Genomic DNA, 6,345 nt, shown 5'->3' on the forward strand with positions numbered 1-6,345 from the left:
CTACTTCGTGCAGGTGAGGTTCATGGTGCCGCCGCTGTCGCCGGGCACCACCATGGTGAGCTTGTTGGCGGACAGCGTCCCCTTGATGTGGAGCTGGAGCAGCCCCGAGGTATCGCGCGCCGAGCCGACGGTGACGTTGAAGGATCCGCTGCCGGAGGGCAGGCCGCTCACTTTGATGTCGTCGCCGGCGTCCTCCGGGTTGTGCAGCGTCGCGGTGCTGCCGCTCTGCGTGAAGGTGCCGCTGGTGGAGCCCGCCTTGAAGGTGCCGTCGCCGACCGTCAAGGTGATCGGGCCTTCGGCCCCGTCGGCGCCCGACCCGGAGGCCTGGCAGTTCCACGTGCCCTTCAGCATCCCGACGAGGTTGCCCCCGCTGCCGCCGAGGCTCACGGCCAGCCCGACGCCGCCGCCGACCACGATCACAGCCGCCGCCACGATCGCGAGCAGACCGTTGGTGGTCTTCAGGAACGGCGGCTTACCGCCTGCCGGATCCTGCGCGTGCCCCGGCGTCTGCATGGCGACGGCGGCCGCGTCGCGCAGCTGCTGCTCGAACCCCGGGTTCGCGGCCACCGCCGCCGCGATCGCCTGAACGAGCTCGGCGCGCGCCGCCGGGTCGCCGCTGTTCATGTACGCGGGCAGCCGCGGGTCACCCCCGAGACCGGCCGAAGCCGTGGCGTAGAAATCGTTCCCGGCCGGCAGCTGCCCGAGCCGGAGCTGATCGAGACCTGATACGACCCATTCCGCGAATTCCATGCCCGCCCCTGTTCCCGTTAGGTGTCGCTGACGACGCCCGGGAACCTATCTCAAACCACGAATGCTCGACCAGCTTCTTCGAATGCGACGTCGAGTACGGCCGCGGGGTCGGCGCGGCCCTCGGAGGCGGCCCAGTGCTGCATCGCCCCGGCGAACGCCAGCAGGCCCAGGCCCGCGGCGAACTGGTCGCGCGGCGAGGGCGTCTCGCGCCCGGCGCGGCGTGCCAGGACCACGGCCAGGTCGTCGCGCAGCAGGTCCAGGCGCTCGGCGAAGCGCGCGCGCAGGGCGGGGATCTGCTGGGTGTGCCGGATCAGGGCGACCGACTTCTCGCGGTCCTCGGCGAAGTCCTCGACGGTCACGGCCTTGACCGCCTCGCGGATGGCCACCGCCGGCGGCTCGCCGGCCGGCCGGGCCGCGACCTCGGCGAGGATCCCCTCGATCACCACGACCACCGAGGAGGTGACCACGTCCTCCTTGGAGGCGAAGTATCGGAAGAACGTGCGGCGGCTGACGCCCGCGGCGGCGGCGAGCTCGTCCACGGTCGTCTGCTCGAAGCCCTGCTTGGCCAGCAGCCGCAGCGCCGCTTCCGCCAGTTCGTCGCGGACCAGCTGGCGTTTGCGCTCCGCCAGCGTCAGGCCGGGTTGTTCCGTTCTGCGGTGCACGGCCCCAGAGTAGCAGCGCGACCAGCGCCTGTGCGCCACGATTGACACTGAGTGCCACGTGCGGCATTGTGTGCTGCGCGGCAGTGGCCGCGACGGACCGTGTCCGTACATGTCTGTAGATGTCTGTACCGTTTCTGGAGGACGACGTCATGAGCACGAAGTGGACCGCCGAGGAGATCCCGGCCTTGCACGGACGCACGTTCGTGATCACCGGCGCGAACAGCGGCCTGGGACTGGAGGCCGCTCGCCTGCTGGCCGGCAGGGGCGCGCACGTGGTGATGACCGCGCGCAGCCGGGTCAAGGGCGAGGCCGCCGTGGTGCGCGTCGGGCAGGACGTGCCCGGCGCCTCGCTGGAGCTGCGGACGCTGGACCTGGCCGACCTGGACTCGGTGCGGGCGTTCGCGCAGGGACTGCGCGACGACGCGGTCGGCGTGGACGTGCTGATCAACAACGCCGGCGTAATGATGACGCCGCAGCAGACCACGAAGCAGGGCTTCGAGGTGCAGTTCGGCACCAACCACCTGGGGCACTTCGCCCTCACCGGGCTGCTGCTGGACCTGCTGGCCGAGCGGCCCGACCCGCGGGTGGTGACCGTCTCCTCGACGTTCCACAAGCAGGGCTCGATCGACTTCGACGACCTGATGCGGACCAAGGGCTACAACCCGAACGCCGCCTACGCCCAGTCGAAGCTGGCGAACCTGTTGTTCGGCCTGGAGTTGCACCGGCGGCTGAGCGCGGCCGGCTCGCCGGTGCGCTCGCTGATGGCGCACCCCGGATATTCGGCCACGAACCTGCAGTTCGCCGGGCCGACCGGGTGGCGCAAGGCGATCATGCACATCGGCAATCCGCTGTTCGCCCAGAAATCGGCGATCGGCGTGCTGCCGGAGGTCCGGGCGGCGGTCGCGGCGGATGTGGAGGGCGGGCAGTACTACGGATGCCCCAAGCTGATGGAGACGCGGGGCTACCCGGAACTGGTGGAGCCGAGCAGGCGGGCCCAGAACCGGGAGCTGGCCGAGCGGCTGTGGGAGGAGTCGGAGAAGCTGACCGGGGTCGTGTTCCCGATCTGACCACCTGCGCGGTTCCCGGTCCGGGAACGGATTCCCGACTGTTCGAACACTGTCGGGCGCGGCGGCGGAGATGCCCGCCGGGGTCGCACGTCCGGCGCAACGTTGGTTAGGCCGTTGCGCCCTTCAGGGCACACGGGTGCTCGTGAGCATCCCGTCCGACAACCCGATCCTGCTGGCCCGCGAGTTCGGGCCCGACGCCCTCACCCTCGCCGTCGGCGAAGGCGAGATCGTGGCCCTGCCCGGCGCCTGCGACGAGGACTTCCTGCGCGCGCTGTCCGGCGCCGACCCGGCCTGCTCCGGCGGACTGTGGCTCAAGGGCGAACCGCTGCACACCCTGCGCCCCGCGGCCCGGCTGCGCTTCGCGCACGCCCAGTGCGCCATCGCCCCGCGCGTCGGCAAACTGCTGCCGGAGCTCACGGTGCTGGAGAACACGGCCCTGCCGCTGATCCTCACCGGCCTGGGCCGCCAGGAAGCCCGCCGGCGCGCCCTGCGCTGGCTGGAGCGCCTGGACGTCGTCGCCTGCGCCGAGTGGCGCATCGCGGAGCTGACCCCGGCCGAGATGCGCCGCGTGGCGCTGGCCCGGGCGCTGGTGCTGGACCCGGCGATCCTGCTCGCCGAGGACCCGACCGAGGGGCTCAGCGCCGCGGAACGGTTCCAGCTGCTGCGGATCCTGCGCGTGGCCTGCGGAACGCACGGGCTGACGATCCTGGTCGCCAGCGACGACGAGGACGTGGTCCGCTGGGCCGACCGGCAGATCCCGGTGCGAATCGCGGCGGCCGTACCTGTTGAGACTGCTGAAACTGCCGAAGCGACCGAGGAACTCGTTCCCGCCCCGGCCGGGATGATGAACCACCAGGCCCGCGGCCTCCCGCACCGGATCGGCCGGCACGCCCGCGGCGAGCACCGGTTCTCGCCGGTCGGCTCGGGAGCGGAGCGCGGACGATGAGCGCTCTGATCGCCACCCCGATCGCGCACGCGGCCGCCTCGCAGCAGCCCGCCGCACCGCGTCGCCCGCGCACCGACTCGGAGGCCTCGCGATGAGCACCCTGACCACCACCCCGATCGCGCGCTTCGACAACCGCCTGCGCATCGCCGCCTCGCTGCTGCGCGCCGCGCCCCGCACCGAGCACCTCCTCGTCGGCGCCATGGGGCTGGCCTCGGCCGCTGCCGCGTGGCCGTTCGCCGGGGCCCTGTGTCCGGCAGTGGCCATCCCGGCGCTGCTCGCGCTGGCCGCCCTCATCCGGTATCACCTCGACGGCCTCGGCGCGCGCCGCGAAGCCCTCACCGCCGCCGGCGCCAAGCCGGCCGACGCTTTGGTCATCCAGGTCGCCGGGCCCATCGGGGCCGCGTGGGCCGGGGCGGTGGTCGGGTTCGGCGCGAGCCTGGCGCTCGGCCGGCCCTCGGCCCATGCGCTGGTGCCGATCGCCGTCGGTCTGGTCGCCGCCCTGCTGGTCCGCCGGACGTGGATCGGTGCCCCGGCGCTCGTCGCCGGTTCGGTGGCCGCGCTGGCCACCGCCGCGGTTGTCCGGGTGTCGGCCTCCGCCGGCACGCAGGCCACGCCGCTGGCCGAGACCCGCTCGCGCGGCGCCGTCGTCATGCGCCTCCCGCAGCACACTGCCTCCGTCTGGAGCGCCGCGTGGCCGACGGCGCTGGCCGCGGTGCTCACCCTGACCGCGGTGCAGCTGGCCATCGCCCGGCGGCAGCAGATCCGGGGCCTGGCGCGCGCCGTGACCGCGGCGGCCGCGCGCCGCCTGATGGCGAGGAGCAGCGCATGATCAAGGCCGTCGGACTCACCAAGCGCTACGGCGACAAGCTCGCCGTCGACCACGCCGACTTCACCGTCGAGGCCGGGACGGTCACCGGCTTCCTCGGGCCGAACGGTGCCGGGAAGTCCACCACCATGCGCATGATCCTGGGGCTGGACCGGCCGACCGACGGCGGCGTCACGGTCGACGGCAAGCCGTACCGGAACCTGCCGGTCCCGCTGCGCGAGGTCGGGGCGCTGCTGGACGCCAAGGCCGTGCACGGCGGCCGCACCGCCTACAACCACCTGGCGTGCCTGGCCAAGTCCAACGGCATCCCGCTGCGGCGGGTCGACGAGGTCATCGGCCTGGTCGGGCTGGACCAGGTGGCGAAGAAGCGCTCGAAGAACTTCTCGCTGGGCATGGGCCAGCGGCTGGGCATCGCCGCGGCGCTGCTCGGCGATCCGGGCACGCTGCTGTTCGACGAGCCGGTCAACGGCCTGGACCCCGAGGGCATCCTGTGGGTCCGCAACCTGATGAAGTCGCTGGCCGCCCAGGGCCGCACGGTCTTCGTCTCCAGCCACCTGATGAGCGAGATGGCGCTGACCGCCGACCGGGTGATCGTCATCGGCCGCGGCCAGATCAAGGCCGACACCACGATGCGCGAGTTCATCGCGCAGAACGCGACCACGCACGTGCGCGTCCGCTCCCCGCACATCGCCAAGCTGGCCGACCTGATGGCCGCGAAGGGCTGGCACACCGAGGCCCTGCCCGACGACGGCGGCGCGGTCGAGGTCTTCGACGTGAGCTCCGAGGCCGTCGGCGACCTGGCCGGCGAGAACGGGCTGTGGCTGCACGAGTTGGCGGTGGTCCAGCCGTCCCTGGAGGAGGCGTTCATGAGCATGACCGCGGACAGCGTCGAGTACCACGCCGGGGTGCCGGGGATGGAGCCCGGCCAGGTGCTGGGCCAGCCGGGGCTGGTCCCGGACCAGTTCGCCGACCAGGCGTCACAGACCCCGCAGGCCCCGCAGTCTCCGCAGCCCTCGCAGCCCTCGCAGCCCTCACAAACGCCGCAGACGCCGCCCACTCCCCCGGCCACCGGCAGCGGGGAGGCCCGGCGATGACCGCCGCACCCGCGACCGCCGCGCGCCCCGGCCCCGGCCCCGCCATCGAGGGCCGCGCCGGCTTCGGCAACGTGATCTCCAGCGAGTGGCTGAAGATCCGCACCGTCCGCTCGACCTTCTGGACCCTGGTCACGCTGTTCGCCGGCTCGGCGGCCATCACGTTCCTGATCTGCCTGGCCGCGGCGAACTCCTACGCCAAGGACCTGGCGGCCGGCAAGCCCGACTCCGCCGACATCGTCCTGGTCGGCCTGGCCTTCGTCGGCCAGATCGCGGCCTACGTCCTGGGCGTGATGACGATCAGCGCCGAGTACTCGACCGGCGGCATCCGCACCACGCTGACCGCGATGCCGCGCCGCACCGAGATCCTTGTGGCCAAGGCGATCCTGCTGGCCGTCATCGTGTTCGTCGTCGGCCTGGTCACCGCGTTCCTGTGCTTCTACCTCGGCAACATCCCGCTGCGGGCCAAGCACGTCGGGGTGAACATGTCCTACCCCGGAGCCACCCGCGCGATCTTCGGCAGCGCGCTGTACCTGTCCGGGCTGGCGGTCTTCGGCCTGGCGATGGGCTTCCTGCTCCGGCACACCGCCGGCGCCATCACCATCGGCCTGGCCCTGATCTTCATCATCGGCAACCTGGTCCAGCTCATCCCCGGCTCGGTCGGCCGCTGGCTGTTCAAGGTGATGCCGGGCAACGCCGGCGGCCAGGTGACGTCCTTCGGCGAGACGAACCGCCACGCGGACAAAGCCTTCGCGCCGTGGACCGGGTTCACGGTGTTTCTGATCGAGGTCGTGGTGCTGCTGATCGTCGGCGCGCTGCTGTTCGAGAAGCGCGACGCCTGAGAAACGCGACGCCTGAGATTCACAGACCAGCACAGAACGGCACCGGCGCCGGGCGGGGGGGGGGGGGCCCCCCCCCCCCCCCCCCCGGGGGGGGGGCCCGGGGGGGGGGGGCGGGGCGAGAGACCGCCCGGCCCCGGAACAGGCCCCCCCACCCCCGGCCA

Annotated in this window: 7 protein-coding genes; 5 read left to right on the top strand and 2 right to left on the bottom strand. The window is 72.6% G+C overall.

The window, feature by feature from the left end:
* Together ABIA35_RS43880 and ABIA35_RS43885 are read right to left on the bottom strand one after the other, a co-directional pair.
* Positions 1-750, bottom strand: coding sequence for a hypothetical protein (locus ABIA35_RS43880; RefSeq protein WP_370361951.1), 750 nt, complete (start codon positions 748-750; stop codon positions 1-3).
* 50 nt (positions 751-800) lie between these two features.
* Positions 801-1,412 carry a TetR family transcriptional regulator gene (locus ABIA35_RS43885; protein ID WP_370361952.1) on the bottom strand — a complete coding sequence of 204 codons (612 nt, stop codon included), beginning with the start codon at positions 1,410-1,412 and terminating at the stop codon, positions 801-803.
* Positions 1,413-1,531: 119 nt separating this feature from the next.
* Here ABIA35_RS43885 and ABIA35_RS43890 point away from each other — a divergent pair, with 119 nt between their 5' ends.
* The 5 genes from ABIA35_RS43890 (at position 1,532) to ABIA35_RS43910 (ending at position 6,184) form a co-directional block, all read left to right on the top strand.
* A complete protein-coding gene (locus tag ABIA35_RS43890; protein WP_370339663.1) occupies positions 1,532-2,479 on the top strand; it encodes an oxidoreductase in 948 nt (315 codons plus the stop codon).
* Between the two features lie 142 nt (positions 2,480-2,621).
* Complete coding sequence (locus ABIA35_RS43895; protein ID WP_370339661.1) at positions 2,622-3,425, top strand: ATP-binding cassette domain-containing protein; 804 nt, start codon at positions 2,622-2,624, stop codon at positions 3,423-3,425.
* A gap of 91 nt (positions 3,426-3,516) precedes the next feature.
* Positions 3,517-4,254: a hypothetical protein gene (locus ABIA35_RS43900; RefSeq protein ID WP_370361953.1), complete on the top strand. Its 738-nt coding sequence runs from the start codon at positions 3,517-3,519 to the stop codon at positions 4,252-4,254.
* Entirely contained in the window at positions 4,251-5,345 is a 1,095-nt protein-coding gene (locus tag ABIA35_RS43905) for an ABC transporter ATP-binding protein (RefSeq protein WP_370361954.1), read from the top strand. Before ABIA35_RS43900 ends, ABIA35_RS43905 begins: the two co-directional genes overlap by 4 nt.
* Entirely contained in the window at positions 5,342-6,184 is an 843-nt protein-coding gene (locus ABIA35_RS43910) for an ABC transporter permease subunit (RefSeq protein ID WP_370339655.1), read from the top strand. Before ABIA35_RS43905 ends, ABIA35_RS43910 begins: the two co-directional genes overlap by 4 nt.
* Positions 6,185-6,345: the final 161 nt, after the last annotated feature.

The organism is Catenulispora sp. MAP12-49 (assembly GCF_041262705.1).
In the GTDB taxonomy this organism is placed as follows: Bacteria; Actinomycetota; Actinomycetes; order Streptomycetales; family Catenulisporaceae; genus Catenulispora.

Coding starts and splice junctions, on each gene's coding strand:
- ABIA35_RS43880 (WP_370361951.1), bottom strand. CDS start 750: ATGGAATTCGCGGAATGGGTCGTATCAGGTCTCGATCAGCTCCGGCTC.
- ABIA35_RS43890 (WP_370339663.1), top strand. CDS start 1,532: ATGTCTGTACCGTTTCTGGAGGACGACGTCATGAGCACGAAGTGGACC.
- ABIA35_RS43900 (WP_370361953.1), top strand. CDS start 3,517: ATGAGCACCCTGACCACCACCCCGATCGCGCGCTTCGACAACCGCCTG.
- ABIA35_RS43905 (WP_370361954.1), top strand. CDS start 4,251: ATGATCAAGGCCGTCGGACTCACCAAGCGCTACGGCGACAAGCTCGCC.
- ABIA35_RS43910 (WP_370339655.1), top strand. CDS start 5,342: ATGACCGCCGCACCCGCGACCGCCGCGCGCCCCGGCCCCGGCCCCGCC.